Annotated in this window: 21 protein-coding genes and 3 pseudogenes; 14 read left to right on the top strand and 10 right to left on the bottom strand. The window is 56.0% G+C overall.

Annotated elements, in window-relative coordinates; all coding sequences use genetic code 11:
• Positions 1–367, top strand: a pseudogene (locus tag MUU53_RS20285) (hypothetical protein); the annotation flags it as partial.
• Positions 364–1,407 carry a TniQ family protein gene (locus MUU53_RS20280; protein WP_247262489.1) on the top strand — a complete coding sequence of 348 codons (1,044 nt, stop codon included), beginning with the start codon at positions 364–366 and terminating at the stop codon, positions 1,405–1,407. The pseudogene MUU53_RS20285 and the gene MUU53_RS20280, both read left to right, overlap by 4 nt.
• A 7-nt stretch (positions 1,408–1,414) precedes the next feature.
• On the opposite strand, the gene scpB is transcribed toward MUU53_RS20280, so the two are convergent.
• The gene (gene scpB / locus MUU53_RS20275; protein WP_247262490.1) at positions 1,415–2,104 is read right to left on the bottom strand and encodes an SMC-Scp complex subunit ScpB; all 690 of its coding nucleotides are present in this window, start codon (positions 2,102–2,104) and stop codon (positions 1,415–1,417) included.
• 2 nt (positions 2,105–2,106) lie between these two features.
• Positions 2,107–3,066, bottom strand: coding sequence for a DUF1403 family protein (locus MUU53_RS20270; protein WP_247262488.1), 960 nt, complete (start codon positions 3,064–3,066; stop codon positions 2,107–2,109).
• Between the two features lie 124 nt (positions 3,067–3,190).
• Here MUU53_RS20270 and MUU53_RS20265 point away from each other — a divergent pair, with 124 nt between their 5' ends.
• Positions 3,191–4,324, top strand: coding sequence for a site-specific integrase (locus MUU53_RS20265; RefSeq protein WP_247262487.1), 1,134 nt, complete (start codon positions 3,191–3,193; stop codon positions 4,322–4,324).
• 152 nt (positions 4,325–4,476) lie between these two features.
• Here MUU53_RS20265 and MUU53_RS20260 read toward each other — a convergent pair whose 3' ends face one another.
• The 3 genes from MUU53_RS20260 to MUU53_RS20250 all read right to left on the bottom strand — a co-directional run bounded on the left by MUU53_RS20260 (position 4,477) and on the right by MUU53_RS20250 (position 7,050).
• Positions 4,477–4,920: a hypothetical protein gene (locus tag MUU53_RS20260; protein ID WP_247262486.1), complete on the bottom strand. Its 444-nt coding sequence runs from the start codon at positions 4,918–4,920 to the stop codon at positions 4,477–4,479.
• The gene (locus MUU53_RS20255) at positions 4,913–5,698 is read right to left on the bottom strand and encodes a helix-turn-helix domain-containing protein (RefSeq protein WP_247262485.1); all 786 of its coding nucleotides are present in this window, start codon (positions 5,696–5,698) and stop codon (positions 4,913–4,915) included. The genes MUU53_RS20260 and MUU53_RS20255 overlap by 8 nt, the downstream gene beginning before the upstream one ends.
• Positions 5,699–5,766: 68 nt before the next feature.
• The gene (locus MUU53_RS20250) at positions 5,767–7,050 is read right to left on the bottom strand and encodes a hypothetical protein (RefSeq protein WP_247262484.1); all 1,284 of its coding nucleotides are present in this window, start codon (positions 7,048–7,050) and stop codon (positions 5,767–5,769) included.
• Positions 7,051–7,254: 204 nt separating this feature from the next.
• Here MUU53_RS20250 and MUU53_RS20245 point away from each other — a divergent pair.
• From MUU53_RS20245 to MUU53_RS20235, 3 genes and pseudogenes are all read left to right on the top strand, one after another.
• Positions 7,255–7,497: pseudogene (locus MUU53_RS20245) on the top strand (agmatinase); the annotation flags it as partial.
• A gap of 350 nt (positions 7,498–7,847) precedes the next feature.
• Entirely contained in the window at positions 7,848–9,206 is a 1,359-nt protein-coding gene (locus tag MUU53_RS20240; RefSeq protein ID WP_247262483.1) for a hypothetical protein, read from the top strand.
• A gap of 215 nt (positions 9,207–9,421) precedes the next feature.
• Positions 9,422–9,970, top strand: a complete 549-nt coding sequence (locus MUU53_RS20235) for a hypothetical protein (protein WP_247262482.1) — start codon at positions 9,422–9,424, stop codon at positions 9,968–9,970.
• A gap of 50 nt (positions 9,971–10,020) precedes the next feature.
• Here the strand turns inward: MUU53_RS20235 and MUU53_RS20230 are convergent, their stop codons facing one another.
• Positions 10,021–10,710: a DUF7002 family protein gene (locus MUU53_RS20230; RefSeq protein ID WP_247262481.1), complete on the bottom strand. Its 690-nt coding sequence runs from the start codon at positions 10,708–10,710 to the stop codon at positions 10,021–10,023.
• Positions 10,700–12,313 carry an adenylosuccinate synthetase gene (locus MUU53_RS20225; RefSeq protein ID WP_247262480.1) on the bottom strand — a complete coding sequence of 538 codons (1,614 nt, stop codon included), beginning with the start codon at positions 12,311–12,313 and terminating at the stop codon, positions 10,700–10,702. Before MUU53_RS20225 ends, MUU53_RS20230 begins: the two co-directional genes overlap by 11 nt.
• A gap of 403 nt (positions 12,314–12,716) precedes the next feature.
• Between MUU53_RS20225 and MUU53_RS20220 the strand changes: the two genes are divergently transcribed.
• Both MUU53_RS20220 and MUU53_RS20215 read left to right on the top strand, forming a co-directional pair.
• A complete protein-coding gene (locus tag MUU53_RS20220; RefSeq protein ID WP_247262479.1) occupies positions 12,717–13,736 on the top strand; it encodes a hypothetical protein in 1,020 nt (339 codons plus the stop codon).
• Positions 13,733–14,344: a GTP pyrophosphokinase gene (locus MUU53_RS20215; RefSeq protein ID WP_105370802.1), complete on the top strand. Its 612-nt coding sequence runs from the start codon at positions 13,733–13,735 to the stop codon at positions 14,342–14,344. Before MUU53_RS20220 ends, MUU53_RS20215 begins: the two co-directional genes overlap by 4 nt.
• A gap of 67 nt (positions 14,345–14,411) precedes the next feature.
• Here the strand turns inward: MUU53_RS20215 and MUU53_RS20210 are convergent, their stop codons facing one another.
• Both MUU53_RS20210 and MUU53_RS20205 read right to left on the bottom strand, forming a co-directional pair.
• Positions 14,412–14,894, bottom strand: coding sequence for a hypothetical protein (locus MUU53_RS20210; protein WP_247262478.1), 483 nt, complete (start codon positions 14,892–14,894; stop codon positions 14,412–14,414).
• A gap of 410 nt (positions 14,895–15,304) precedes the next feature.
• On the bottom strand, positions 15,305–16,723 hold the full coding sequence (locus MUU53_RS20205; RefSeq protein ID WP_247262477.1) for a DUF6035 family protein: 1,419 nt from the start codon (positions 16,721–16,723) through the stop codon (positions 15,305–15,307).
• A gap of 85 nt (positions 16,724–16,808) precedes the next feature.
• Here MUU53_RS20205 and MUU53_RS23440 point away from each other — a divergent pair, with 85 nt between their 5' ends.
• From MUU53_RS23440 to MUU53_RS20190, 4 genes are all read left to right on the top strand, one after another.
• The gene (locus MUU53_RS23440; RefSeq protein WP_425524259.1) at positions 16,809–17,111 is read left to right on the top strand and encodes an AbiJ-NTD4 domain-containing protein; all 303 of its coding nucleotides are present in this window, start codon (positions 16,809–16,811) and stop codon (positions 17,109–17,111) included.
• A gap of 108 nt (positions 17,112–17,219) precedes the next feature.
• Positions 17,220–17,405, top strand: a complete 186-nt coding sequence (locus tag MUU53_RS20200; protein WP_247262476.1) for a hypothetical protein — start codon at positions 17,220–17,222, stop codon at positions 17,403–17,405.
• Between the two features lie 345 nt (positions 17,406–17,750).
• Positions 17,751–19,886 carry an ATP-dependent nuclease gene (locus MUU53_RS20195; protein ID WP_247262475.1) on the top strand — a complete coding sequence of 712 codons (2,136 nt, stop codon included), beginning with the start codon at positions 17,751–17,753 and terminating at the stop codon, positions 19,884–19,886.
• Complete coding sequence (locus MUU53_RS20190; RefSeq protein ID WP_247262474.1) at positions 19,886–21,691, top strand: UvrD-helicase domain-containing protein; 1,806 nt, start codon at positions 19,886–19,888, stop codon at positions 21,689–21,691. The genes MUU53_RS20195 and MUU53_RS20190 overlap by 1 nt, the downstream gene beginning before the upstream one ends.
• A gap of 240 nt (positions 21,692–21,931) precedes the next feature.
• Here MUU53_RS20190 and MUU53_RS20185 read toward each other — a convergent pair whose 3' ends face one another.
• Complete coding sequence (locus MUU53_RS20185) at positions 21,932–23,041, bottom strand: hypothetical protein (protein ID WP_247262473.1); 1,110 nt, start codon at positions 23,039–23,041, stop codon at positions 21,932–21,934.
• Positions 23,042–23,381: 340 nt separating this feature from the next.
• Between MUU53_RS20185 and MUU53_RS20180 the strand changes: the two are divergent.
• Both MUU53_RS20180 and MUU53_RS20175 read left to right on the top strand, forming a co-directional pair.
• Positions 23,382–23,471, top strand: a pseudogene (locus tag MUU53_RS20180) (IS6 family transposase); the annotation flags it as partial.
• A 158-nt stretch (positions 23,472–23,629) separates the two neighbouring features.
• On the top strand, positions 23,630–24,227 hold a 598-nt coding region (locus MUU53_RS20175; protein ID WP_247262472.1), incomplete at its 3' end, for an IS110 family transposase.

The following is a 24,227-nucleotide window of genomic DNA, read 5'->3' as shown; positions in this document are numbered from 1 at the left end:
ACATCCCATGAATCAGACAACACTCAGTGGGGGAACCCCGTTTCAGCTAAATGCAGCAATCCGTCCACACCGCCTAGGGGCGGTTCCCCGGTGGCAATATGGCGAGACCTATCTCATGCTGCTCGACAGCCTCGAAGCCGCTTTGCCGCTCGCAAGGAGCTCGGATTTGTCGAACGAAGCATTGGCCCGGCGGATATTCGACCTGTCTGAAGGCTTGATCGGCGAGATCGTCACCGTCGTCACCAGGGCCGCCATCACCGCGATCAGATCCGGGACCGAACGAATCAGCAAGGCCAGCATCGACGAGCTGCGCCACGTGCCGATTTCGCAGCGGCGCAACTCGGGGTTGCGCGAGAGCTTTCTATGACGACGGTGCACGCGCACGCGCCGGTCATCAGCATTCGCGAACGATATCGCGACGCCGTTTCTGACCGGTGGCCAGTCACCGTGATGCCGCAGCCAGAGGAATTGCTGTCAAGCTGGCTGCACCGGCTTGCCTACGCCAACGGGGTAGCCCCGAAAGCCTTCGCTCGTGTGCTCGGGCTTAGTCCGGGAATGTGGTCGGCAGCCCTTGATCAGAGGCTGCCGGCCGACATCGCATACCTGCTGTACGCCAAAACAGGTGCCGCGCCCGATCGGCTCGCGGCGATGACGTTGTCGCAGGACCTACCGACGCAGCTTTTGCTGCCGCTGCGCTACAACGGGCGTCGCGACAGTGCTGCGTGGCTGCAGTTCTGCTGCCGCTGTCTGGCTGAGGATCCGCAACCCTATTTTCGGCGTCGATGGCGACTGGCGACCCGGGTTTCATGCACACAACATGGCTGTCGGTTGCGTGACCGATGTCCGTCCTGCCACGGCTGCATTGCCGTCTTTGACCAGACCGAGCTCGTGCCGCAACATTATTGTGTCGCGTGCGGCTATGATTTGCGCCGCGCGCCGATTCCTTACCTCAGTCCTGAGACGAGAACGCTCGACCGATGCATCGAGAATATCTGCAGCCTGGAAGCTATCGCCCGCGCCCCGTCTGGTCCTGTGCTTGTCCGGCGGCTTTTGGGCATGCCTGGTGCTGGCGGCTATTGCTCGACGATGATCCTCACCAGTCTGTCGACGGCGGCACGGGCGTACTGCGCCGAACGTCTCAGTCGCCCACGTGAATGGTCGGTGGACTATGCTACGGATGACGAAAAGGACTGCAAAGAGCGCCGTCTGCAGCGCCTGATTCCACCGACGAGTGATCACTCCGCCTGGATCGAGCTGCTTGCGAACGCTCTCGGGCGAAGAAAAGGACGGCCGAGGGCCACGGAGGGAAACGACCGGGGCATAAAGCTTCCGAACCTGCTCGGCGCCTATGCCAGAATGAGCCCGGGTCCCGGCCGTCGCGAGGTGCAGAAACTGATTGGAACGTAAACCACAGTCAGTCCTCCAGGACGTCACCGTCACGCTCAGCCGTCGCGGTCTCCTGGAGCGCCTGCCGGCTGAGCAGCCCGGCGTCCTCCAATCGCTCGAGATCGGGCAACTCGCGCAACGTCTCGAGCCCGAACGCCGACAAGAAATACTTGGTCGTCACATAACTGTAGGGCGCGCCGGGCGTCGGGCTGCGCGGGCCAGAGCCGAGGAATCCGGCGTCACGCAAACTGGCAATCGTGTCGCGGCTCACCTCCTTGCCGAACATGTGCGACAATTCGCCGCGTGTCACCGGCTGCAGGTAGGCGATCGCCGCCAGCACCGCGGCTTCATGCTCTGTCAGCGATACCGGGGACGACCGCGTTGGCGCCTGCGAGGCGCGGATTGCGGACGCGTAAGCCGAACGGCTGCGATGCTGCCAACAGCCGGCGACCTCGACGAGGTCATAGGGACGTGACCGCAGTTCCTCACGCAGATCGTCGATGATGAGATCGACGCTGCAGCTTTTCCCGACTACCCGCGCCAGCGTTTCACGCGTGACCGGTTCAGCCGAGGCAAAGATCACCGCCTCGACTCGCAGCATCCATTCGCGCCAGCGCAGCTCCGGCGGCAGATCCTCGAGTTCCCGGTCATAGAGGACTTCCTCCTCCGACCGCGATTTCCTTCCTCGATGTGTCCTGGTAGCCCCCGATCCGGCCATCGTCACAATCCAAAAATCCGGAACGAGGTCCGGCCGGAGAGTTCACGCACGGCGCCGAAACTTTCTAGCCGCTCGAACAACCGCGTCGCGGCCCAGCGCGACAGATAGCTGCCGGGCGCGGCGGCCGGCACGGCATCCGCGTCGAGCAGGCTTTCGATGACGACCCCGGCGCCCTTCGTCCGCACCTTCGGCGCCGCCGCCAGCAATTTTTCGGCCCGCCGGCCGATGTCGTTGGCCTGCTGTAGGGCCTCGACCGTGCCCGCGACCAGCGCCAGGCACACCGCCCGCGCAAAGCCGGGCTCGCCCGGCCGCACCCGTCCGCGGCCGCCGATCGTCTTGAACGCCGCGCCGTAGCGTTCGCCCATCAACAACGGCACGCCGCACGCCCAGCCGAGTTTTTCCGCCAGCAGCCGATCGGCCAGCCACCAGGCGAGAATTTCGGCGTCAGGGCGGGCGGCTGAGATGCTGGCGACCAGGTCGGCGACGGCGAAGGGCACCGCGCGGCCCGATTGCAGCGCGACGTCGAAGCGATCGGTAATCTCGTCCAGACCGTCGCTGCGCAACCCGATCAACCCCGCCAGGTCCTGCAAAACCTTGCTGCCGACCGGCCGCGTTGTCGCCGCCAGCTTGTTAAAGGCGAAAAACACCTTTCCGGCGGGACCAGGATCGTCGTCAGCGGCGGTGAGCAAAAGTGCATCACGCAACGCGTGTTCGCCCTCGTTGCGGCCGATCAGCTGCACCGCCGCTTGCGCGCATTTGAGCGCTTGGCGTTGGCGCCAGCAGCCAGCCCAGGCGGGCCCACTGCGGACGAGATCGTCCAACGATTTCAGTGCGATGGCGGCGGCAAAGGCCGCATCCGCCTCGCCCAAATCCGGGGCGCGCGGGCTCGCCCAGGCCGGCAGGGGCAGCACGGTCGCCGATGGGACAGAAGCGGCGAGAGCGGAGCGGGAGCGCGAATCCATGTCGCCGAGAATAATCGATGCGTGCAGTTTTCGCCACTTATTTCCGCCGAAACCGCACCGCCCGTCTATGGTATTTTATGTCCGATAATCTTGCATTATCGGACATAATGCTCATTATGGAGAAATGGGCCAAATCATCGAGCAGAACACCGAAAATCACGTCGAGGAGAGTTTCGCGCCGTCTCTCGGCACGGCGGCCGGACGTAATGTTTCCGCGCCGGAGATGTCGGGCGATAGCCTCCTCCCCTCCCTCGCTGGCGGCAGCGAGACACCGGCTCACCTCGTCAGTCTTGCCGACCGCGCTCGCGGCTATGTCCAGGCGGCAAGTTCCGCCAACACGCGCAAGGCCTACGCAGCCGACTGGAAACATTTTTCGTCGTGGTGCAGGCGCTCCAATCTGGCCCCCCTGCCGCCGAATCCGCAAACCGTCGGACTCTACATCACAGCCTGCGCTTCCGTCACGGCTGAACGGGGTGCAAAAGCGAACTCAGTCTCGACCATCGAACGCCGCCTCTCCTCGCTTTCCTGGAACTATGCCCAGCGTGGCCTGTTGCTCGATCGCAAAGATCGGCATATCGCCACCGTAATGGCCGGCATACGCAACAGCCACGCCAAACCACCGGTCCAAAAGGAAGCGGTCATGGCTGAGGATATCATCGCCATGGTCGAGACGCTCGATCGCGGCTCTCTGCGCGGGTTGCGGGATCGGGCCATGTTGCTTATCGGCTTTGCTGGCGGCCTTCGGCGCTCCGAGATCGTCGGCCTCGACCTGAAGGCCAACCAAACTGAGGACGGTCGCGGTTGGATCGAGATCCTCGACAAGGGTATGCTCCTCACCCTGCGAGGTAAAACCGGATGGCGAGAGGTCGAGGTCGGTCGCGGCTCGGCCGATGCGACCTGCCCGGTCGCCGCAATCGAGACCTGGATCAAGTTCGCCAAGCTGGCTCATGGCCCTCTGTTTCGCCGGGTCACGGGACAAGGCAAAGCGGTTGGGTCGGAGCGGCTGAACGACAAGGAGGTCGCGCGGCTGGTGAAGCGGGCGGCGATTGCGGCCGGAGTGCGCGGCGATCTCAGCGAGATCGAGCGCGCTCTCAAATTCTCCGGACATTCCCTTCGCGCGGGCTTGGCCTCTTCCGCTGAAGTCGATGAGCGTTACGTCCAGAAACAGCTCGGTCATGCGTCGGCAGAGATGACCCGCAGATATCAGCGTCGGCGCGATCGTTTCCGCGTCAATCTGACCAAAGCTTCCGGGCTTTAGTGGACGCGCCGCATCCCCAACCGTAGAATAGTCAGGCGCGACGAACGCTCGAAGCGGCATGATCTCCGCGACCGAGGTTCCCGTCAGCAATGGAATCAGATGTCGAGATCAGACATTTTGACAATTGTCTGCTCTCCGACATCGGGAGCTACCTACCCCAGCACCTCAAGCTTCTCGACCAAGCTTTTGCAATGGGCAAGGGCACTGGCAGCCTCGCCGATGAACTGCTTGACGAGATCCAGTCGCCGCTGCTCTACCTTAACTGGCCCGGAATTGAGAATTGCCAGTTCGTCGAGAGCGGTTGCAAGTTCCTGACTAAAATCAGATAGGAGGTAGGCTGTATCCTCCAAGGCAAGCGTGGTCGAAAAAATTGGCAGCGACGGCTCGTCTTCGTGCAACTTCGACCCGAGCACCTTCATCGAAATGAAAGGCACGAGTATCTTTGCATGGGTCTCATCGAGTTCGCCAACGCTGACGAGGAGCGAGAGCGACGCTTCTTCCACGAAATCGAGATGATCCAGAAAGCTTCCCGACAACGTCATGCCGGGAACTTCACCATCGTTGGCGCCCAATTCGTTCGTCCCATTTTCACTCATAACTCTTCTCCCGCCGTCTTGCTTGGTTCGTCTGCTGTCTCGCATCTGCCTTTTCGCGTCGCTGGACCCTCAATTTGATTTGCTCTGCCGCGCGGCGCGGAGGGGTACTCGGGCCGCTGGCCATTGCAATTTTCCAGTGGCGTATCCTATGCCCCTTGCGGAGCGGGCTCATGTCGCCGCCATACTGAAGCGCATGAGGGTCGACCTTGTCACTGGTGATGTCGACATAGTCGATCGATCCCGCGTGTTTGGCACCGTCCCTCGTAAGGCTATACACCGCAGCCTTTCCGCGTGCCGAGCGCTCGAGAAGGCCGGATGTGCTCAACATCGTGAGCACTCGGCTCATGTTCTGTTCCTTCAAGCCCAGCCGTTCCTGGAGCGCCTGCCGCGGAAGACTACGATTTGGACTTCGATAAAGATAGATAAGTATTTCCTTCACATGAGAGCGTTGCACAAGCTCGGCGAAAGGATAGACCTCGGCTACGGCAATAGATTCGTAGACCAACTCGTAGAGCACGCGAATTCTCTCCGCATGAGGGGAATAATCCTCCTCCAGATATGAAGAGGTTTGATTGATAAGAGCGTGCCACTTCCTCAGCTCAGAGTCTCGACGCCTTTCATTCAAAGCTTTCCAGACCCATGCTCTGAGCACGGTATAAACCTTTTGTGCCTTTGTCTCCGTCAACTCCTCCATCGTCGACTTGATAAGCTCAGCTGCCAGAGTCACGGATATTTCACCGGTGGCGATTTTATCGAGTGATTTTGGGTCGTGGTTCATTTGGCTCGCCTTAGTCATTACATTACATTACATTTTTCCACCTTAAGGTGGCAATCTTTAGGAGTCCATTAAGCCCAGCCGAAAGACTGCCAAATCGTTCCATTTTCCAGCGGAATTGCGTCGCTCTCCTTCGCACGATTGGGCGGCAGTACGAAGGCTGCAGCACCGTCGTCTCGCGGAAGATGCTGTTGGACGACAAACACACGCCCGCCAGTGACGTTGCGAAGGTCGTTAGCTGCTGTCTTGTGTTCCTGCATGAGTGGTATGCGCCCCATAGAAGGAACGACGACGTAGTCGACCTTGGACTCGTGATAGGGATTCTTGCTGCGACTGACCGTGCAGAAATCCTTGCAGACGCCGAACGCAATGATGGCTTGGTCGGTCACGATAATGGGAAACTCGTTTCCAAGCTCGATATCCTCCACGCCGTGATGATTGTCGGAAAAAGCGACCGCCTTCCGGTATGTCGTGACGAGCTTTCCAAAGCGGTCGAAGATATGAGAGACGTTGTAACGTGCATCGTTCTCCATTTCATGCCAACTTCCCGCAACGACGATCTCCGGGTAAACCCGCGGCTCCTCAGCCAACAAATTGTCCTTCAGGATGCGGCGCACTTTGGTCCTATGTGTGTTGGGCATTGTGAGTTCGGGCCACACGATGATGAAACACTGCTCTTCCGAGCTTGATTCAAGCTGTCGCTGGATATCTAGGGCGTGATTTTGAGTGTTTAACCCAGTCACATGAAATCTATCCGTCTGTCCCTGCAACACATCGACATCAAAATCCTTGAAAACCGCTGCCCCGAAACGCTGTCGTGGATGTCCCTCGTCGTCTTCGACCGTCGGCAACACGACGATCCGGACTTCGAGGTCGTCTATCGCGGCGGGGATGACTCGGTGACGCAACAAGCCGCGGTTCCGATAGCCCTGATTGCGCTTTGGGTCCGACCATGGACTCAGTGTTTTGCGCGGGATGACGTAATATCCGTTTGTCAACCACTCCGCTGCATCGGCTGGCGGGCCAAGGTGAGCCCGACAATCCAAGAGGAGCCGGTCCCAGGCTCGAATTAGCGAGCCGAGACCGAGAGCGACCTCGCGCTCACTGCCCCACTCGATGACGATCGGCTGGCCGTTTATAAGCCGCCTATCCCATAGATCCTCCCATTGGCGAAGTTCATCCTCCTTCAGCGTGTCATAGGACGTCTTCACTCTGCTGGGCGCGTCAAGCATGACAATGTGGAGGTCTACCAGCATTTTGGCTACCGCATCAAAGTCGCCGAGGTCGGAGACGTCACGCATCAGGATCGCTTTGACGCGGCGGGCCCACTCCGTTGAAACGAGTTCTTTATGCATTCTGTTGGCGACCGGATTCTCAACCTTTGGTTATAGTGACTTATGAAATTTTCAAGCAGGTGAAAAGGGAGGCCATGAAATATTCAGTATATATATTCGAGCCGAATACTTTGGTGCGACGCTTTTACAGCATTTTTGCAGTGTGGATGATACTAACGGTCAAAAAAGCTATCACCCAGATCTCGAATTGACGGAATCTCCTCAATGACCGCTCCGCCTGGCTTTCTTGGCTTCTCCGAACGCCTGGCCGGCAGCGGCATTGCTGATGTTGTGATCTTCGGCTACCGGCCACGGCAGCACCTATCCCGGCAAAAACAGTAGCGACCGCCATCCGCACAGCCAGCCAAGACGATGCCGAGTTGATTTGACCATTTGGACTTCGATCTCGGCGACTCGCTGTTCGACGGCGGTCCGGACTGCTGCGTCGATGCCGACAACATCCCCTCCCCACACCAGCCATCTCTGTAAATCTTTAGCAGTGCTGCATTTCCATGCCTTGCCGCGCTCTCGCCTTCGCTAAGGTGGCCAAGAAACTTTCACAAACGATCGCTTATCCTCATACGTGCGTTTGGAAGAAGGTTCTACCATCGATAAGTAACCCTTATCGAACCATACGCCATGTACCAGCCTGTTGAGGCCAATAGAGGCGCGACCTGCGGACCATTCTCGCTTATCATGACATACCACCAGCTTGAACATCGTCTACAGGCGACATCGCTTTACTGTCAGGGGGTGTTGCGACGGCGCTAGAATCTGTAAGAGCGGGCAGGACGACTCCGAACGGGCACGGTTGCAGTATGGCGCTACACAAAGACGAAATTCTAAACTCCTTAGCCGCAACAGCGAATATCGCACAATTTGTGGCTTTCCGGCCGGCGGGTGATCACCTTAAACAGAGCTACTGTAGGATCGCGGGTTTTGAAGAGAACCATCGTTTTGAAAGTCCCAAGGAGGCGATTGCGGCACTCTTAGGCCGGAGTTCCGACCGGAAAGTGAATGTCAGAAGCTATGAACCCAACAACCCGCGGAGCCGTGAGTTTGTCTATGGGCTGCAGACGGTTGAAGAAACTTTGGCGGTGCTTGACCGCCTCGCGGCAGAAAATTTGCATCTCATCGTTAATGAAACAATAGACATCCATGACGGGGGCGTATCTGGCGTCGTCCAAGGGCAGCTCATCGAATTTGCTCCAGATGATACGCCACGTTGCGTCGAGAAACCTGGAGCCGCTTCTCTGCCATTGGCTGTTGGCATGAGCATACTGAGGACGGTCTATGGTTTCTCAGCCGAACTGTCTTTTGCCCAAAATGCGCGTATAGAATTCAGTATCCATCCCCGGCCTCGCGGGTACCACCAGCGTCACACCATCGTGTGGGAGCTGGAATGGGATGCACCCGGTTTTCTGCCGGCGGCTATGCTATGGCCAAACAGGTTCAGCCGCCATCTTGGAGATAAGGTTTATGGTCTCCTTATTGCGAATGAACTTGGCGTGCCAGTCCCACGAACGACGGTGATTGGGAGACGTATCGCACCGTTCACATTCGGCCGTGATACCGGATCGGCGGAAGTATGGACAAGGACTGCACCAACGGATCCTCAGCCAGGGCTCTACACGACCGTGAAAGGTTGGGTGGATCCGTTCTCACTTTTATCTTCCGAGGATCCAGACGGAGCAAACATACGATCTGTGATCTGCCAGTCGGCGGTGCGGGCTCAGTTCTCGGGTGCGGCGGTAACTGGGCCCAAGGGAGAAATTATCATTGAAGGGAGAAAAGGCGAGGGAGATCAGTTCATGCTGGGCCTTCAGCTGCCCGAAATGCTGCCCTCCTTCGTCGTTGAGAATGTCACGGCTATCTATTCAGTGCTGGCAAGCCGCCTCGGACCAGTTAGGTTTGAATGGGTTCATGACGGCGACGTCGTCTGGATAGTTCAGCTGCATTGCGGAGCGACAAGTTCTACAGCCGACGTTATCGTTCCAGGACAAGCGGATGCATGGGTCGAATTCCAGACCTCAGCTGGACTTGAAACGTTGCGGCGGATTTTGGCGACAATGCCTGAAGGCCATGGCGTTATGGTGATTGGTCGTGTGGGACTCACAAGCCATGTAGCTGATCTGCTACGGAAGGCGAACCGGCCCGCCAAGGTCAAAAGCAGCTAGCGGCGGGATTTCTTGGCTTTCGTTGGCGCGCCGAGTTGAATGGTTAGTGACCCGTTAACTTTGCCACCATGTTTTTTCGTGGACGACCAGGAAACAACTAGGTTCTGACGACGAGCAAGGATAGCAAGCGAAAATGCGTCTTGCGCTCCCGCTCTACTCAAACGAAGATCGCGCTCAGATAGCAGTGAAGAGATGATTCGCTGAAGGATATGTCTATGAACGTTCAGGTTGCTGTCAAGATGAAATCTGGACCGAGCATCATGCTCGCAAGCGGCACCTGGTTCGACCTTCTTGACCCATGGCACAGTGAATTCACCATCGAGGACATTGCGCAAGGATTAGCGAACATTTGCCGCTATGCAGGCCAATGTCGAAGCTTTTATTCGGTCGCAGAGCACTCGCTTCACGTTTGTAACACCACCGACTCCTTCAAGCTTGAGGCATTGCTGCATGATGCTGCCGAAGCATTTCTCGGAGATATCACCAGACCGCTTAAACAACTTTTACCAGAGTACAAAGCGATCGAGTCTAATGTCGAAGCTGCTATATTCAGTCGCTTTGGCCTTGATCGAACCGCGATGGCTGACGTCAAGTTAGCAGATCTGCGTGTTCTGGCGGCGGAGCAGTCGCAGCTGATGCCAGATGGCACCGACTACTGGGCGGCACAATCAAGCATTCGCCCAGCGCCGGTCACCGTTGAATTCTTGTCTCCTTATGAGGCGCGTGAAAGGTTCCTCGCAAAGTTCAAGGAGCTTGTCGCCTGAAGATTTTCGGTCTGGCTTCGAGTCTGAACCCTATCGATCCAGCGCTTAGGTCATGGTCCGTCATTTAGCGCCGAACCGGGGCGTCGCCATAGCTCTGTTAACTTTCCATCCGCGAACCGGTGTGCAGATATCATATGGTCCTTTATATCGTGGACGCCATAATGCACAGTCAACTCCACCAGCGCGTTCTCAACGGACCGTGATTTCCTCCGATCAGTGTAGGGATACTCACTAATTGGGAGAAATGTGTTGGGGCCCCGTGGCTGCGGTTTCATAATCGTGGAGCCGCTGTTGATCGGGCTGAGAAGGATTTTGTCTTGATGTGCAGCTACGAGAGATGCGGTGTCGATTGTAAGTATTGTTTGCGGAGATGCACGGTAGGCTTCGGCATCGAGCAATCTCCAAAGACGTTTCTTATGAAGCCAGAAAAACGTCTTTTCATTTAGAATCCGATACCATTGCTCTGGCACCAGCCCGTCCAACAAACATTTCTCCAAAGCACTGTCTGTCATTGGTTTGTTGTCGCGGATAACTGCGTCGGGCAGCCCCTCCTTCGAGATCGTAACACTTTCCGGGCGCCGCCGTGCTTCGATCGCTATTCGTTGTTGCCCGTTAATTTCATAGCGGTCGAGCAACGCTGTCGCGCTAAGGAGGCCGTGTTCTTGGATGGAAGGAAACGCCCCGTCTTCAGCCATGTGGAACAATCGAGGGTAGGTTTGTACAAGAAGCTCAATTTCCATTTTCAGTTCTGCTTCCTTTGCGCTCGATCACAATAGCGTCCTCGCCAAAATCCTTGGTGATCCAAGTCACATTGGTCCCGGTGACACGTTCAAGGTCCTCAACGAATTTCTTCGTTTCCGCCGTGAGCATCGCGTATTCCGTTGCAGACTTATTCGATGCATCAATGTAGTCAGCGAACGTAAGTGCGATGTCTGTTGCTCCGTTTAAAACCGCTGACCGTCGTACCTGCTCCCAATCAAATTCTCCGATCCGACGTTTCTTACCTGATACGGTACCAACTTCCGTTCCACGGATTTCCGCCTCGAATACACCACTTCGCTCAGCGATCGTCGCGAAATCGATTTCCCGCATCATGGGACCGGATTCTCCCCCTACTCGGATAGGATATGTGCGCGTCACCATGATCACGCGACGGACCCTTGCTGGAGCGATACCTGCGTCTGCCAAGCATCCAGAAGCGGTCGTTTCTCTGGACGTGACCCACGGATAATACCCGTGATGGATGCTCAGATCAGTCCCTTGTGTCCCTTCTAGCAAAATCCGATCGCCGCGCAGATAAGCCTTTTCAAGCTCGATCTTGGTGCACCGGACATATTCCTTGAGTTCGGGCACGTCTCTCGCGAGCCGAACAGGTGAGTCAAAGTAGACCTTGTCGCCACGCCCAAGTATTTTCCTAGCGGTTGCGACGCCCACGCCTTTCTTCGTTGAGCCGATCGCCTCCAAACTCCCCATCTCGGTCTCGATGTCCGAGTCTTCGATGATCACAGCTTGAGGATCAATAGACAGCCGCTCTCCGCTAAGTTTGAGATCCCGGACCTCTTTAAGGACCTGCTTGACGGAGAGCGTGGCCCCCGCGCCGATTAAGAGCTTGGCACCCGGGTTGGACAGCGTTCCCGATGGAAGTTGAATGTAGTCATACTTCGGAAAGGAGACTTTGTGACCGGCGTTTGGTCCTCCGACCCGCATAAGAACTTGATAATCCTTTGCAATATGTGCGCATATATTGCCCTTTCCCTCGCTGCCAAACTGCGCACCAACGAGAACATCGACAAGTCTTTCCGTCGTTTTGGGAAAAAGGTCTAGATCGCTCGCGGCGTGCGCCAGAAGCGAAGCAGCGTCGTTCTTATGCGTATCGAGGATGCAATCAGCCACCGTCTCCAAGTCATCGATGTTCTTTTCTGTTCCGTGAAGTCGAGCTTCGTCGTAACTGGAAAACTCCTGCAACTCTGCTGGACGCTCAAGGTAACGTTTCCGAAGGACGCCAATCGGCGCTGTCAGATGAACATGAAAAACTTTTCCAGGTAACTGTTGTCTAAAATGTTGGACTTGATCCAACGTCCGAACCGCATCAATAAGCCAGATCTGTCCTTCCAGATCACCTCGAGCGACATCGAGGAACTCATCAAGCACCCATCGGCCGGACGTGCTCTCGTCAAGTTCCAACCCCAGCTTGATAAGCGACTCCCGATCGCCTTGTGGGTTGCGCTGTAATAACAACTGCCGCGTGGAAATCCTCCGGGCGCCGAAACGCTTTTCGAACTGGTTGACCAGCGCCGATTTGCCCACTGAAATGGGGCCTGAGATCAGGACTACATTGCCCATTGAATTTCCCGCCAATCGATCATTCTATTCTCCAATAAAAGGCGATTCGTGCAAACGTTGAAAGGGTGTGTGCGCTGCAATGCGTGAAGACCAAATGTATCTCACGCATGAATGAAGCTCCGGCCGTCAATCGCCATCCGCAAACACCACACCAATGAGCAATCGTCGCCCGAAGTTGGTGCCAATCTTCAGGTGGCTTGGGACATTTAGGTACGTGACGCCACAATGTCGGCGATTTACGCGCTCAATTCAAGCAGCGGCGACCGAAGTTGCATTGCTAGCGACGTTTACCGCTGCTTACTTTGGTTGTGACGCTGTCCAACGATACGCGTCTGCTTGTGCGGGACAGGTATTATATGTAGCTCTGGTAAAATCAAAGTATTCGGCAGCGAGGGGGATAAGCTTGCCTATCGAGAGCATCCATACATACCTTGTATATCCCAATAAGGGGGCCGCCGAGCCATCGGCCATCGTCGGAAGCCAAGTGCCGCATGAAGGCGACATGTTTATCCTAATGAGAAACGTGTACGAAAAGGCCGATACCGAATGCAACATCGGCATCGCCTTCAACAAGGGCAACGGCGGCGCTCAAGCGAACGCGCGTCGTGACATGTTGATTGCATATGCGTCAGCGCCTGGGGTCGATCTGGGCCGTGTGTTTGCCGAGGAACTGGCGACGGTAACCACCCGTCGCTCGGGGCTCGGGCTTCTATTCCTGATCAAGGGCACCGAAGGTCCCGAGCACAAGGTGGTAATATCACGTTTTCGCGCCAACAACGGCGTGGTTGTAAACGAGGCTGCCGACATGTTGACGGTCGAATTCATCGACCGCGTTTTCATGAAAAATGCGCATTCCTACAAAGCTGTCGTCTACAAGCATCAGTCATTCCAAGGTGGTTTCTGGAGTGGCATGGCCGTCGACAAGCAGATTAACAGTCAGGATCTGGAGTCGTCGGATTACTGGGTTAAGGAGTTTCTGCTGTCGGACTTTATGACTAGCCCTGCGTTTGGTACCCGTCGTCTCGCTGTCGCATTGAAGAAAGCGATCAAAACGACAGACGATTTGGAAATTAAGCGCCAGATCACTGCCGCAGCTACATTGGCCAGTGGGCTTGGTACAGAGACATTGAGCGTTGAGGTTTTCTGTAGTCGCTACGGATTTTCCGAGGGCGCCAAGGCCGCCGTGGTGAAGCAGCTCGAACGAGCTGACCTGGCTAATGATAATTTTCAGTTCGATGCCACCGAGTTCACTCGGCAATTGCCCTATCGGACCGTGGAACTGGATAATGGGGCCATGCTCACCGCTGACGCTGCCTCCTTCGATAAGGTCTTCGAACACAAACCCGTCGAGGAAGGAGCCGATAAGATGCGCTTCAGCACAGTCGGCTCAGTGATTAGCGAAAAACTGGAGAAGGGTAGATGACCGTCGAAGCTCAATATCGAGCGCGGTACGAAACCGTGCTCTTCCCCATCGCCGATAAGCTTGCCAACTTATTGCAGGACATCTTCGCCGGTCAGCCGCGGATCGATCGCATCTCGACGCGCCCGAAGTCTGTGGAGCGCTTCATGGGCAAAGCCGCTGCTGAGAAAGATGGAAAAGCGAAGTATGAAGATCCGCTTCATCAGATTCAGGATCAAATCGGCGCGCGGATCATCACTTTCTATAAGGACGATGTGCATAGGATTTCGGAGGAAGTTCAGCGCTACTTCCACGCCATCGAATCGAAAGATATGTTGCCAGAGAACGAGTGGGAGTTTGGGTATTTTGGAAATCACCATATCCTTATGCTGCAGCAAGATCTGATCGATCCGAGTTTCGACAAGAACCTCGTGCCGTACTGCTTCGAGTTGCAGATCAAAACTCTCTTTCAGCACGCGTGGTCCGAAGCGAACCATGATCTCGGCTACAAGCCTGGGCAGCAGCCACTGGCCAGCGACGAGTTGCGACAGCTTGCCTTCACATCGGCTCAGGCGTGGGGAGCGGATCGGGTGTTCAACGATCTGTTCGTAAAGCGGAGCGCGCAGCATTGATAACAACTGCTGCAGGCCTTTTATATCGTGTTCGTTTAGATGGTCACTCCGCGTTGGCTTTCTAAAGTCAAGCCGGCTCGACCTCGGCCGCTTCCGAATGCTCCTTTAGGGCCTGGGCTTCCTCCAAAGAGATTTTGCTGGCTACATATTCCTCCAGCTCTGAAGCGTGGTTTTCACAACCCTTTGCCTGCTTGCGAAGAAGTAATACATGGTCAGAGAGTTCTCGCGGCGAGCAAAGGCTTATGGGAACCAGTGCCCTCTCACCGTTTCTGATCACGGGATATGATTTAACCAAACGGGTATGGCCCGGAAACACCATCTGAGGGGAGGCGGGGTCGTCGCTCATGCCGATGCGCTTCAGCATTCGCGTCACTACCTTTACCAGTTCCTTTTTGGCAAATGCCCTGTAGAAGTCGGCATGAGGACTTGTCAGAGGCTTGTTCTTGAAAATTTCTTCAACAATCTGGCTCGGCTGTGCAATCTGGCCAGCATCCATCCGCTGGCCGATCAGCTTATGCAGCTCAGACAATAGTGCAGCGTCTTTGGCCATGAGTTTCGTCCTATCAATCTTGAGCAGAGAAAAAGGCACGGCCGCGCAGGCGCTTCCGTTCCCGACGACTCCCAGCCCTCGGGGAACTTGTCTGAAGGCATGCATTGCCTAGTGATAATCCACGGATCCTAAGGATTGTCAAAGCAGATGTTCTGATTTTGTTCGGGGACGCGATAACGCTAGTCGATAGGGCGCTTTGCGGCGTCGGTCCCATCATTTTCCATTGTCGTGCATCTTTCCTCACGTTTGAATTGTACAGCGCGTTGGCTAGCAGCACGTCCTGCTCAACGGGCAATACATCTTCCAGAGCAAGGGACACTACTGACCGTTCGGCACGAATTTCGACAGTCAGCGTCCAAACCGCAGGTTCAAATAGGGGCTGTATCGCGCAGAAAATCGACGCTCGTACCTCAGAGCGTGGCCCAGGCGAGATGAGACGACAGGAACTTTCCAATTCTGCTGCCGATCTCAGGAAATACGAACGTGAGGAACGGTAGCGTATTCTCATCGGGTAGATAGCGTTGATCACCTGCGCGGATGTTCTCCCGGATCGTGCGGGCGCGCCTTTCCCACTTTCCGCTCTTGTCCTGGGCTTTGATCAATTCCTCGCATCCATATTCCTTGAGGGCAAATCCCATCGCGAGCGCGTGTTCCGGATATCCGTCGCAAATGCGGTGCGCGACCTCGATGAGGTGTTTAAAATCCCAACCGATCGGGCGCTTTTCGCGTGCGCTTAGGACGCCGTTCATCAGACCAGTAACGGCGCGGTCGTGTCTGTCGTGCGTTGGAGGTGTAACGCCGCGGGCCGGGAGTTCTGCCACCAGGCTCCGCCACGTTTCCTCAGCGGACAGTGGGTCGGGAGTGTGCTGATTGCGCGCCAACCAAAATGCGCAAATCCTTTCACGCAGGTCGCGATCCCGCGTTTCGAGCTCGATCCTCGTGTTTTCGAGGAGCAACTGAGACTGGCCGTCGTAGTCGAAGGCCCAGGCTGACTGTGATTCCAGATCTATTCTCAAGTCGCGGAATGCGACGATCTGAGATGCCCAGTCATCTCTGATGACGCCCGATACCATTTCCGGGACGCGGTAATGCGCACGGAGGTAGAATATGCCGCTCCTCTCGGACAAAGCCGCTGTCTCTTCATCGACAACGAGAATGTTGGAGTTGTTGGAGAACAGCAGGTCGTCCGTCGTCATGCGCCGATAATCGGGGTCAAATCCTGCCATAACCCAAATGAGCAATGCGCCTTCACTGCGGTAGAATGAGCGACGTCCCGCCACCACGTCGAGGAAGGTCGTCGACAGCTGCGCCTCGAAAGCCACCCGGCCAAACGCGGTGAGAGCCTGCACATCGGGTTGACGTCGGCTGCCGGGATCTCGGGCAGAGCGCCACTGCCTTTCAGAGAGGATTTCGCTGTTTGAGGGGTCGGCTGCAAGACTGCGCAGGAGCCGTTCCTTGATCTTTCGATGAGCGACACTTTCTCGCTGGCCATCATATTTCAGCGCCCGGATCTCATCGCGGCTCAATGCCGAACGGGTGACCGACGGGCAAGAACCATCCTCCCGGCAATGGCGAAAAAAGAAACGCTTCTCGCGAGAGGCAACCAGATAAACTGGCGTCGCGCAAAGCCCGCATGCGAAAAGCGGGTTGTCCGCTAGATTTTCCCGGATCGAAACGCGCTCCGCGACCAACCGGTCATAGCGATTTTGAGAGATAAAAGCTGTGGTTTCAAAGAATTCCCCGCTCTCCGAATCGAGAATCTCAGTGATCTCAGGCTTTTCGACGGGCTCGGCAAAAGCGAGTGGGTCAAAGGTGACATTTCCTTGCATGATCGCACCTGGTTTCACGAGTCAGTCGAAGATAGGCAGATTCGGTTGCTTTCATGCACGCAAAATGAAGAACTACGTTTGACGAATGAGCGTAATTGGGACGCGAGAAATGAATCGATCCTTTTCCGATAGACATGGTTATCGTGGCCCGGAACCGGAAATCACGATCCGCGACGATGCTCCCGATTTCCTACGTTTCCAGGTCGCTAGCATCGCGCGAAGCTGCGGACTAAGCCCGACCGCTATCCGGACCATCGTATGCGATATCTTGCTCGAGGTCCCAGATCCTCGCAACTGGAGCGAATACCCAAACATCTGGGATGAAGTCCTCGACTTGTTGAGGGGGTGCGAGTGGTACAAGGTCTATGACGTCGCTGAAGCACTTTAGCGCAACTTCGAATACCGCCCAGACGAACAGCGGCGCTTCAAGGACGATTTGAATAGGGTCTTCCGCGAGAAAGGGATCGGTTGGGAGCTCAAAGATCCGGATGGAATAGTGTTTCGTGGTGATCCGACATTCGCGATTACGACTGAGCAGGCGGTTGATGCTTTTGCGCAAAGCGGTAGGTACACGGCGGCCGGCGAAATCCGTGAGGCGCTGAAGGATATCTCACGTCGTCCGGATCCAGACCGAACAGGCGCCATTCAGCATTCGATGGCTGCCCTCGAATGCGTCGCTTGAGACATGACAAACGCCCCCAATCAGAACCTCGGCCAGATTATCAACAGTCTGGCCCTGACTCCGCCTTTGGGGGATGCGGTCCATAAGTTATGGGGTTACGCCTCACAGAATGGACGCCATGTTCAGGAAGGCCGAGACGCGACGGTCGCCGAGGCAGAGCTCGTTGTCAGTGTTGCGTGCAGCCTCGCCGTATTTCTGCTGAGGCGGACTTAAAACCTACGGCAAAGCGCTCTTTGAGGGTAACCACTATGCCTGTGGGACAGAGGGCTGTCACAGTCGCGGAACGATGTTCTTCTCTCGTTTTGCGGGTATATTCGCGGCATCACGAGTCTCGAAGGATCCACGATGCATATCTCCCGCGTTCAATTGGTAAACTATCGTAATTTCGAGCGGGCAAACTTTCATTTCAACAAAGGCATTAATACGATCATCGGCGAGAACGGTTCAGGAAAGACGAACCTGTTCCGCGCAATGCGGTTGATGCTCGACGATGATTTCCTCCGTTGGGCGTACCGACTTGAAGAGGGTGACTTTCACCGCGGCCTCGGCAATTGGCGTGGGCATTGGATCATCATCAGTATTGAGTTTGCGGAGGTGTCCCAGGAGGAAGCAATCCAGGCGCTTTTCCTCCATGGCACCGGCGTCATCGAAAACGACGCCGTCGCGAGAGCCACTTATAATTTGATTTTTCGACCTAACGCCGCGATGCGCACGCTTCTCAGCCAACTCGCTGAGGGGGATCATGCCGGCCTCGCGGGGATCTTGAACACGATCACGCTCGATGATTACGAGACGGTCTTCACCGGTAAAAGTACTGCTGATTTCTCCGATCCTGCCGTCTATCAGGCGTTGGTTGGCGACTTTGCGACAGTGCACTTTCCAGCGGAGCTTCATCCCGCGAGCCTCGGCGGTCGGGTTCCAGGAATCATGTCCGTGAGCAAGGAGGTCTGCTTCACTTTTGTCCAGGCGTTGCGGGATGTTGTCAGCGAGTTCCAGGGGCAGCGGACCAATCCATTGCTGACGCTGTTGCGCAGCAAGAGTGGCGAAACTGACCCCGCTGCATTGGCGCCGATCACCGAGCGCGTCAAAGCTCTTAATACCGAGATCGAAGCGCTTCCCGATGTTGGCGAAATCAGAGCCGATATACGGCAGACGATCCGCGATGCAGCGGGAGAAACATATTCGCCTGCGAGCTTGGCGGTGAGGTCGGCGGTCCCCGACGAAGCCGACCGGCTGTTCCAATCATTGAAGCTGTTCGTCGGCGAAACGGACGACGACTATGAGGGTGCCATCAACGAGTTGAGCCTCGGTGGTGCCAACCTTATCTACCTGACGCTGAAGCTCCTCGAGTTTAAGTGCCAGAAAGCGAAGCAGGCCTGCGCAAACTTTTTGGTGATCGAGGAGCCCGAGGCTCATATCCACACGCACATCCAGAAAACTCTGTTTGACCGCCTAAGCTACCCCGATACCCAGGTGATTTATTCCACCCACTCAACCCAGATCTCAGAAGTGAGCAACGTTGAAAACGTTAATATCCTCGGGCGCAGCGGCTCACGCTGCGAGGCATTCCGGCCGAGTGCGGGACTTGATGAGCCGGAGATCAGAAGCATCCAACGTTATCTTGATGCGGTCAGGAGCAATCTCCTATTCGCTAAAAGTGTCATTCTTGTTGAAGGCGATGCGGAAGAAATTCTTGTTCCTGTCCTCGTCAAGGAAGTTCTCGGGGTGAGCCTTGATGAACTGGGCGTAAGCCTGATCAACATCCGCAGTACCGGATTCGAAAATGTCGCGGTGCTTTTTCACGATCTTAGAATAAGAAGACGCTGCGCCATCGTCACCGACCTCGACGCCACGTTCTTCAATATTGAGCCCGCCGAGGACGATACGAAGGTGATAAAGGGCGCGAAAGAGAAAGCAATCGGAGCCCAAGCGGCCGGGATCGCTAGGCGGGCAAGACTGACCGCGTTCAATGACGGCAACGACTGGGTTTCCGTCCATTATGCTCCGAGAACCTTCGAAGTCGACTTCGTGGCCGCGGGAAACTCGGAACTTGCCGTTTCGGTCTTGAACGCGGTCTACAAGGACAATCCGACCATTATTGCTGCAACGGCGGAATTGAGATCCAACGATCCGGCCGTTTTCGGCCGTCGGATCCTCGCCATGGCAGATTATGCAGGGAAGGGGTGGCTCGCGATCCAGATGGCCAAGCAGGTGTCCGCCTCGACGCGCATCCCAGACTATCTGATCGAAGCGATCTTTTCCGCCCATCGACCGATCGGCCGCGCTGTTCTGGCAAATATGATCGAGCACCGCCTGAAATTCCATCAGGATCCCGCTGTGGTCGGAGGTGCGCAGCTTGCGCAGCTGAGGGAACAGGTAAAATCGTTCCGCGCTGGCGAGCTGGCAATAGAGCCGCTCCGCGAAGCACTGATCGGTGCAGTCGCCGGCGACGTCATCATCGATATCATGGGACATGCCTGATGGTTTTCGTATGGCAAAACGGCGACCTCAATGATGAGCAGACGGATGCCATCCTTCATGACGGGAGCGTTTTCCTCGCCGCATGTCCGGGTAGCGGCAAGACGAGAGCTCTGACATACAAAATCGCTCTCGAGCTCTCGAAACTGGAAAGTGAACGCCATTGGGTGGTCGCCATCACCTACACGCATCGTGCCGCCGAAGAGATTGCTGAACGTATCGAGAGGCTGGGGGTCCCGACTGATCGTCTCTGGATCGGCACGATCCATTCATTTTGTCTCGACTGGATCATTAGACCCTACGCTATCTATCACGAGCGGCTTGCCAACGGGTTCCGGGTGATCGACCAGCATGAAACTGATGACATCTTGGCGGAACTCTGCCAGCAATCTCCGAATTTCGTCCGCCCAATGGATTGTCGATATTATTTCACGACGGCTGGTTTCGAGCTTGAGGGAGCAAATCCGAACCGCCGCGCAGCAGCAATAGCCGTCCTGCAACGCTATTGGGATCGGCTTCAGGAACAACGGCAACTGGACTTTGAGATGATTTTGAGCTGCGCGCACGACTTGGTCGCCAGCAATCCGTCGATTCCCGTGCTGCTCGGCTCTCTGTTTCGTTACATCCTCGTTGACGAATATCAGGACACCAAAGAGATTCAATACGCAATTGTTGCCGCCATTCTAAGGGCATCGGCCGGAAACACGAGAACGTTTATCGTCGGAGACCCCAACCAGGCAATATACGGTTCCTTGGGTGGCTATGCGATGACTCGACCAGAATTCGCGGCGCGCGCTGGCATCGATCTCGCCGAGAAAAGCCTGTCGAACAATTACCGCTCCTCCGAAAGGATCGTCGGCTATTTCTCCAACTACTGTGTCGTGCCTGCGGTCATTGAGGCTGTCGGCGAGGACCGCGACTACGGAGGCTTCATTTCGTTCGACCAGGAGATCAATCACCAAGAGCTGGATGATGAGATCGTGCGGCTCATTCGCCATAATATCGAAACGCTTGGAATTTCGCCGCACGAAATCTGCGTTGTCGGACCGCAATGGGTGCAACTGGCGGCGATAACTCGACGTCTGGTGGCGGCGCTGCCCGAATACAATTTCGACGGCCCGGGCATGGCGCCGTTTTCTCGAGACCAAGACAATATCTGGTTCAAGATATCTCGGCTCGCATTGACTCGGCCAGAGCCAAAAATGTTCGTTCGAAGGATGCGCTGGGCCGGCGAGGTGCTGGAGCATTTTCGGTCTGTAGGCATCGACACGTCGAAAACCTCTCGAAGGGATCTTTTGCGCCAATGCAATCAAATTGAGATCCTGGTCGATGATGGCCTCGAATACCTAGAGCTGTTTTTTCACGAGCTGCTGCTGGCGCTCGGGATAGACATTGCGCTATTTCCGTCGCTCGATGATCATCGCACGGCATTTTTCGAACGTTCGAGAATCCAAATCGAACGGCTGGAAAACGCCGGTGTGCAAGCGGTATCCAACATTGCGATGTTCAGGCGCGTGTTCGCGGCACGCTCCGGAATCACGATATCAACCATTCACGGTGTCAAAGGGGCTGAATTCGATTCAGTGATAGCATTTGCGCTGCTCGAAGGCATGGTTCCGCATTTCGCTGACCCTAACGCGCTAGATAGCGCCAAGAAGCTCCTATATGTGATTGCATCGCGCCCGCGAAAGAACCTTCATTTGATTGCCGAGGTCGGACGGGTCAATGGGATCGGCGAGCCGTACGAGACGACAAATATCCTTGCCGAGCACATTTTCGGTTATGACCTGATAGAAGCTATTGAGTAAGTAGACGCCGGGCTCGCCCGCGAACAGCGGGTCTCGGGCCGAGATGGACTTTAACTTGGATCAGGTGATCGTTGATCGGTATTGCACAGGCCGCAGCTGAACATGTGTGGTCCTCTACGTTGAACGAATTATCGAGATTTTTCAGGTTTTTGGGAAACATGAGATCGAGCGCTGGTTCAATTCCTTTCAAGCCGCAAGAGCGCCGGTAAGGATTGGACGATGCCCCTACGGCCCACGTAGCTACAGATTTAGGTCAGTCCAAAGCCGGAAGAAGAACCAGCAATCCGGCCCGATATGGTCTTCGCCGAGCTGGATTCGCACGCCGTCCACTTCCGGGAGTACACTAAACGGAAGCGGGTAGTTTGCCAACGTCGGTGTTCGTCGGTGGAAAAACCAAAATTCGGCGACAGCGCTCGCGAAGGGCAGGGCTAGAGCATCACCCAACGCTGCACGCCTCAGCACGTCTATATACGTTATAAGACCGTTCGGTCCGTCTTCAGGCTGTCGCGGATCGAAGCGGGTCCATGTCGCCTCCAGAAAATCCGCAACTGCCGGACTTACATTGTTTGCACGCGCTTCAGCAATAGCTAACTCAACCAGTTCGGTCTTGGCGCTGGAAAGTAGATTTCTGACCGTACCGAATAGCAATTGCCGCACCCTAAGATAGTCAATAGGCCAAGGGACATCCAATACCTTCGCTAACAGCATCGGTGCAACCGGCCGAACGCCGGTCTGACTGAACGCCATGGTGTTGCCAATTATTTCCAAAAGCGTCTCTGCAATATAGTTGTCGTGTATCGCTGGCCGTGCGTTAAGAAAAGCGAATTCTAAGGCCTTCTCCAGAGTGCCGACATCATCCTTAAGCATTGCGAAAACTGCGTAATTTTTCAGCGCATTCAATGCGATAATTCGGTGCCCCGCTTCCTGATTTCCGTCTGTTATAGCAAGAACCGTGTGGACCAGAAGTTCGACGGGTTCGAACTCCTTGAGTTTTATTTTGGCGAGGCTTGCGTTTACTAAGGTCATGGCGACCGTAACGCGTAAGTCGGGATGATCCTGGGTGCAAGAACTGCCGAACCGCTCGACGCTTGCCAGAAGGGTTGGCAAAACTGCATTGGCAAATTCGAGCGTTGCAGGCTGGTCTTCACCCAACGGCACGGTGGGTGCGGCACATGCGACCGATATCGCAAAATACATGTCGCTCGCCAAAGCGACCACTTCCACAACGTCGGGAAAAGCGTGAAGCACGCCGTCAAGTGTCGCCATAGACAGAAGTACGTCAGCGCTGGCTAACCTGCTTATAGCCGCACGGCCGAAGCCGACGACAACGTCTAAGATGTAGACCTCCATGTGCTCCTCACCTGCAAGGATTGGCAACAGGGCTGACGTATCGGCCAAATACGTGCGGCATGCCGCGTCGCGCGCAGCTCCGCTTAGCCCGTTAATCACTTGCTTGAGTGCATGGGATCGTGGACGTAACACTCCTGCATCGTCTGGGCGCGCGCGCTAAAATATTAAACAAATCATATATTTGTTGACGTGTAGCAATGGGAGTCCGTGTGCCGCCAATTTCAATGGTCGCATTGTACAGGCACTTAGCTAGTCTATCCACTGCCCGGGCTGAGTCGCCCCGCTCGACGCTCTGTGCGAGGCTGCCAGCAATCCGAAGAAACGCACTGAGCGACCAAGGATGAGCTACCGCGATCTGGAAGAGATGTTTCGGGAGCGCGGCTTTGAGGTCGACCACAGCACCGTCAATCGCTGGGTCCTTGGCCATGCTGGTCATCTCCGTGCCGTAGCACATCGGGAATCTCGCTCTGACACAGCCGGCGGCGCGCGTAGCCGTGCGTAGCGCAGCGCGCCGTCGGCTGTGGTCATGGCCGGTCAACAGGTCTCTAAAGTGAAGTTGTCGAGGCAACACTTTGGAGGCGACAAGCCATGACCAAATATCTTTCTACTCCCACAAACGCCGTGCTGGTAGCGATCGATATGTCGAAGCACCGTCATGAGGTTCTTATCGAGCGGCCCGAAGGTGGCCGGCGCCGACGTATGTCGGTCATGGCAACCAAGGATGACTATGATCGCTTGGTGGAGGAACTGGCTTCCATGGCACGGCCAATCGTCATCGGTTTCGAAGCGACCGGCAATTATCATCGTACCCTGGCGTATAAGCTGCTTGCGGCAGGTTTCCAGTTGCGACTGATCTCTTCAGTTGTATTGGCCAGAACCCGAGAGGCACTGCATAACGGCTGGGACAAGAACGATCCGAAGGATGCACAGGTTATCTTGCACATGCTGCGGATCGGGGCCACGCAGGTTTACGTCGATCCGCTTGAAGCCGGCATCAACGATTTGCAGGAACTGTCGAAGACGCACGAAGTCATCTCTAAAGCCAAGACCCAGACCTGGCACCGCATCCTGAACCACTACCTGCCGCTCTATTTTCCCGAGATCGCCCACTTTGCCGGCAACAGCCGGTCGGACTGGTTTCTGGCGTTGATTGAACGCTTCCCCACACCCAGCAGCATCACTTCAC

The organism is Affinirhizobium lemnae, from assembly GCF_022968395.1.
Taxonomy (GTDB): Bacteria; Pseudomonadota; Alphaproteobacteria; order Rhizobiales; family Rhizobiaceae; genus Neorhizobium; species Neorhizobium lemnae.
The sequence above is the reverse complement of the archived record's forward strand: the minus strand, read 5'-3'. Positions and strand labels throughout refer to the sequence as shown.

What these genes read in the sequence shown, in the direction of transcription:
- MUU53_RS20280 (WP_247262489.1), top strand. Translation starts at nt 364, where the DNA reads ATGACGACGGTGCACGCGCACGCGCCGGTCATCAGCATTCGCGAACGA.
- scpB (WP_247262490.1), bottom strand. Translation starts at nt 2,104, where the DNA reads ATGGCCGGATCGGGGGCTACCAGGACACATCGAGGAAGGAAATCGCGG.
- MUU53_RS20270 (WP_247262488.1), bottom strand. Translation starts at nt 3,066, where the DNA reads ATGGATTCGCGCTCCCGCTCCGCTCTCGCCGCTTCTGTCCCATCGGCG.
- MUU53_RS20265 (WP_247262487.1), top strand. Translation starts at nt 3,191, where the DNA reads ATGGGCCAAATCATCGAGCAGAACACCGAAAATCACGTCGAGGAGAGT.
- MUU53_RS20260 (WP_247262486.1), bottom strand. Translation starts at nt 4,920, where the DNA reads ATGAGTGAAAATGGGACGAACGAATTGGGCGCCAACGATGGTGAAGTT.
- MUU53_RS20255 (WP_247262485.1), bottom strand. Translation starts at nt 5,698, where the DNA reads ATGAACCACGACCCAAAATCACTCGATAAAATCGCCACCGGTGAAATA.
- MUU53_RS20250 (WP_247262484.1), bottom strand. Translation starts at nt 7,050, where the DNA reads ATGCATAAAGAACTCGTTTCAACGGAGTGGGCCCGCCGCGTCAAAGCG.
- MUU53_RS20240 (WP_247262483.1), top strand. Translation starts at nt 7,848, where the DNA reads ATGGCGCTACACAAAGACGAAATTCTAAACTCCTTAGCCGCAACAGCG.
- MUU53_RS20235 (WP_247262482.1), top strand. Translation starts at nt 9,422, where the DNA reads ATGAACGTTCAGGTTGCTGTCAAGATGAAATCTGGACCGAGCATCATG.
- MUU53_RS20230 (WP_247262481.1), bottom strand. Translation starts at nt 10,710, where the DNA reads ATGGAAATTGAGCTTCTTGTACAAACCTACCCTCGATTGTTCCACATG.
- MUU53_RS20225 (WP_247262480.1), bottom strand. Translation starts at nt 12,313, where the DNA reads ATGGGCAATGTAGTCCTGATCTCAGGCCCCATTTCAGTGGGCAAATCG.
- MUU53_RS20215 (WP_105370802.1), top strand. Translation starts at nt 13,733, where the DNA reads ATGACCGTCGAAGCTCAATATCGAGCGCGGTACGAAACCGTGCTCTTC.
- MUU53_RS20210 (WP_247262478.1), bottom strand. Translation starts at nt 14,894, where the DNA reads ATGGCCAAAGACGCTGCACTATTGTCTGAGCTGCATAAGCTGATCGGC.
- MUU53_RS20205 (WP_247262477.1), bottom strand. Translation starts at nt 16,723, where the DNA reads ATGCAAGGAAATGTCACCTTTGACCCACTCGCTTTTGCCGAGCCCGTC.
- MUU53_RS23440 (WP_425524259.1), top strand. Translation starts at nt 16,809, where the DNA reads ATGAGCGTAATTGGGACGCGAGAAATGAATCGATCCTTTTCCGATAGA.
- MUU53_RS20195 (WP_247262475.1), top strand. Translation starts at nt 17,751, where the DNA reads ATGCATATCTCCCGCGTTCAATTGGTAAACTATCGTAATTTCGAGCGG.
- MUU53_RS20190 (WP_247262474.1), top strand. Translation starts at nt 19,886, where the DNA reads ATGGTTTTCGTATGGCAAAACGGCGACCTCAATGATGAGCAGACGGAT.
- MUU53_RS20185 (WP_247262473.1), bottom strand. Translation starts at nt 23,041, where the DNA reads ATGGAGGTCTACATCTTAGACGTTGTCGTCGGCTTCGGCCGTGCGGCT.